Annotated in this window: 4 protein-coding genes; 2 read left to right on the top strand and 2 right to left on the bottom strand. The window is 45.1% G+C overall.

The features are described from left to right. Positions 1–148: BolA family protein (locus QN379_RS23125; protein WP_323507731.1), on the top strand; the 148-nt coding region annotated here is incomplete at its 5' end. 121 nt (positions 149–269) lie between these two features. Then, the gene (locus QN379_RS23120; protein WP_322238497.1) at positions 270–1,049 is read left to right on the top strand and encodes a peptidylprolyl isomerase; all 780 of its coding nucleotides are present in this window, start codon (positions 270–272) and stop codon (positions 1,047–1,049) included. A gap of 127 nt (positions 1,050–1,176) precedes the next feature. Here the strand turns inward: QN379_RS23120 and QN379_RS23115 are convergent, their stop codons facing one another. Both QN379_RS23115 and QN379_RS23110 read right to left on the bottom strand, forming a co-directional pair. Next, positions 1,177–1,905 (bottom strand): hypothetical protein, encoded by a 729-nt coding sequence (locus tag QN379_RS23115; protein ID WP_323507730.1) that lies wholly within the window; start codon positions 1,903–1,905, stop codon positions 1,177–1,179. Between the two features lie 315 nt (positions 1,906–2,220). Further along, positions 2,221–3,441 carry a patatin-like phospholipase family protein gene (locus tag QN379_RS23110; protein WP_323507729.1) on the bottom strand — a complete coding sequence of 407 codons (1,221 nt, stop codon included), beginning with the start codon at positions 3,439–3,441 and terminating at the stop codon, positions 2,221–2,223. Positions 3,442–3,856: the final 415 nt, after the last annotated feature.

Genomic DNA, 3,856 nt, shown 5'->3' with positions numbered 1-3,856 from the left:
CCTTCGGCTTATTTCCGAAGTTTTTGAAGGGAAAAATCGGTTAAATCGCCATCGTCTGGTGTATGATTGTTTGGATGACATGATGCAACATAAGATTCATGCTTTGGCGATCACAGCGTTGGCGCCATCGGAGATTAAAGACGCTTAAAAACGCGAAAATAATCATTGCACGATAAAATTTAGTTACACATTTATTGAACACTTCATTATTTCTAGCTATATTCTGTTTTACTCTTCTACAACTCCCCCATTCTATTTAGGATTCGAATATGACTTTTAAACCTGCTCGCTTGTTGGTGGTTCTTTTTGCTGCAGCTGCATTACCTGCTTTGGCCCAAAACGTTGCCGTAGTAAACGGCAAGGCAATTCCATCTTCACGTGCTGACTTAATGGTTACGCAAATGGCGGCACAAGGTGGTCAACCTGATTCTCCGCAGTTGCGCGCAATGGTTAAAGACGAGTTGATCAATCGCGAAGTATTGATTCAGCAAGCTGAAAAACAAGGCCTTGGCAACAATCCAGATGTAAAAGCGCAAGCCGATATCGCCCGTCAGTCAATCCTGATCCGCGCATTGGTATCGGATTACATCAAGAAAAACCCAGTTAGCGATGCTGACATCAAAGCCGAATACGACAAATTTAAAGCAACTGCTGGCGACAAGGAATATCATGCTCGCCACATTTTGGTCGATAATGAAGCAGATGCAAAAGCCATCATCGCTAAGTTAAAAGCTGGCGGAAAGTTTGAAGACCTGGCTAAGCAATCAAAAGATCCAGGCTCAGCAGCTAATGGCGGCGATTTAGGTTGGGCAACACCCGTTTCTTTCGTCAAACCTTTCTCGGATGCGCTAGTTGCTTTGAAACCAGGTCAAGTTACTGATACACCGGTCAAAACCCAATTCGGATATCACGTAATCCAACTGGAAGAGTCACGTCCGGCCAAGATCCCAACATTGGCAGAAGTGAAGCCGCAAATTACTGAAGCGCTGCAACAGAAAAAATTGCAAGCATATCAACAGGAACTTCGCGCAAAAGCGAAAATTCAATAAGTCTTGCTATATTGCTCTGCCTAAAAAAACGCTCCTTGGGGCGTTTTTTTATTGGCGAGCAACTTTAGGCGTTGAAACTACGGTCAAGTATAGGGACGAATCTCGTGCCTTAAAAACCTTGCGTAAATCACTGCGCCATCCGAAAATTAAGCGCAGGTTCATAAGTAATGCGTAAACGAAAGTTACTGTACCAGCTTATTTTTGCATCGTTATCTCTTGGTGGAGTTTGCGCAGAGAACTCGGATCGCGGCCCGGTAAGAACAAATCCAAAATTATTTCGACGCATACTTATCCAATCACGTACCTGATCAGACACCACTACGCTGATGGTTTCGCCTACCGGTAAAAGCATAGAATAATCACACAGCATTTTGGAAGAGAAAATTTCGGTTCCCATACAAAGCCTGTTCGCATAGGATATTGGGGTAGAAGTTTCCATTAATTTTCCATCACTGCGTGAGATCGATTTGGTGGTGTCGAGCCAAAATTCAGCGCTAGCAATAGCATCAAACTGACTAACGTCAAATTTTACGCCTCCTCTGAACACCGAAACACGCACGTCGTCGCAAGCAAAAGGTGGTTTTCCTGCCCTAAAAAAATCATCGTAACCGACCATGACTGTTTCTGCGGGGGCGGAAAAAGTTGTCGAGGGAGTCTTCCCTTCTCCGCTGCAAAAGCCGAACGAGCCACTATTTACCGTTGTACCGGTCGTGGCAATAAGCGGTTGTAAATCAACCGTTTTAAGCGTCACGGGAGCGCATCCCGATAAAAATAATAGTATTAAATTAAATGCAGCGATGTTCATCCACGATATGGACAGTCGGTTCATTTTTCGACACTCCCCTTTGGTTAACATGTTAACCGTGGTCTTGGTTGCACCAAGACTCCCTTTTAATTAGCTACGGCTTACCTGCAATTGCCACGGCAACGCACTTAACGATCTTTCTGCGGTATAGGCCCAAAAACATCCATCACGTAACCAGAGCAACCTTTTATTTGTACTATGGGGATCGCGCAGGTCGACTTCTACATTTTGACGAAAACGTTCAATCAGCATTTCGATCCCACTATAGATCTGACCTATTCCCTTACAATAGTAAATAATTGTGAAAAATACTAGTCAAAAATATAACTTAATGAACTAAAAAAACACCCACCCCAGTGTGTTGCCTTACTTCTTTTGAACTAAGATTGAAAAGAGAAGCTGTTCCTCCTGTGACATTGAGGGCACTGGACGGGCATAAGGCGTGGTTATCTCATCCCACGGATGGCTACTTTGGGCGCGTTCGAATCCAAATTTTTCGATACGCGTCATCCATTCCTGATTAAATAAATCAGCCGCACCAGGTTCGTTTGCAAGTTCTGACGGGATCGACGTGTACCGCATCTCAAGTCGTAAGCCGGGTAATTCGGCGTTCACAGCACGCACCATATCTTTCATTCCGGCAAGGTATTGAAGTTGATGGGTCCAAAACATCAACAGGTTGCTACGGCGGACGATGGACCGACGACTGGATGGATCTATTGATACCGGGCGCGGATATGTCCACATATTTATAACTATCCAAATACGCACAGTAACCGGTTGCATTACGCCAGAAGTAACTAGACTCGCAGCTAGTTTTCGGTAACCATCAAAATCCAAAACCTGCAGTACGTTAGATACAATACCGCCATCTGCATGCAGGTGATCATCCAAGATTAACGGAGGGAAAATACCAGGAATAGCGGTCGTAGCCAGTAGTATCTGTTGCACCCGACGTTGCCCCTCTATTGGTGCCGCCAATTCTCGGCCGATGTCCCAAAGATGGCCAATTCCCAGATCAAAATCTGTCGTACCGATGATCAATTGCCTACCTTCAGAAAAGCGAGCCTGCAATCGCGCACTCATACGTCCGCTCATCTCGCGCTCAATCATCTGTCGATATAGCTCGGTCTTGACTAATCCCCCGGTTCGTCTTAACCAAAATAGCCAGTCAAACGTCGGAGCGAAATCGGTAGTGGCGTTGCGGTACAAGGTCGCAGCCTGGGATAGTGCTTCTGCCGTACCCAACAACGCAAACGGTGCCTGTAACCCACCAGTGCTAATTCCTGTCACCAAATCGAAGTCAGGCATAGAGCCATTGCTACGACTTTGCCATCCACGTAGAAAACCGATGCCGTAGGCACCGTGCTGACCGCCACCTGAAAGCAACAATAAGTCTAAGGTATTGTCTCCTCGAGCAACACTGCGATGCACTAAGCCATCGACGATTGCGTCTATTTTGGCCTCGTATTGAGCACGCGCGACATCATCTTGCTCTTTACGTTGTAAAAAAGCCAAGGCGGGTCTGACATCAGGAGCAAACGGCAGTCCTACAGCAGCCAATAAACTAAGCAAAAATCGTATCATATAGAAAACCTTGTTAATAGCATCGTAACGACAGATAAATAAAGCGATCGTGTATTTTTAGAGGGAGTCGCCGGAGAGGGGCGAAAGGAATTTAAGGTTTAATTTTAAGATTATTTCACTCGCCTTTTTGATGCCACTGCCACGCCGTTCTATCTAACAAAAAAGACAAACCTCCATCTAAAGATTGAATTTAATTACTTGAAGCAGACATATTCGATATTTCACGACAGAAATTTTACTCGGTTATTTGATCTAGCCTCTCGCTCAACCGCGTGGTTAATGTATACTTCGCCACTGAACAGCAGAAAGAAAGCCATAGAAATGTCTACATACAGAGAACTTCAAGAACAAATCGAACAGTTGCGCCTGCAAGCAGAAGAAGTCCGTCAGGTCGAACTCGCAGATGTCATTATGG

The sequence above is a fragment of the Glaciimonas sp. Gout2 genome (genome assembly GCF_035018905.1).
Taxonomy (GTDB): Bacteria; Pseudomonadota; Gammaproteobacteria; order Burkholderiales; family Burkholderiaceae_D; genus Glaciimonas.
The sequence above is the reverse complement of the archived record's forward strand: the minus strand, read 5'-3'. Positions and strand labels throughout refer to the sequence as shown.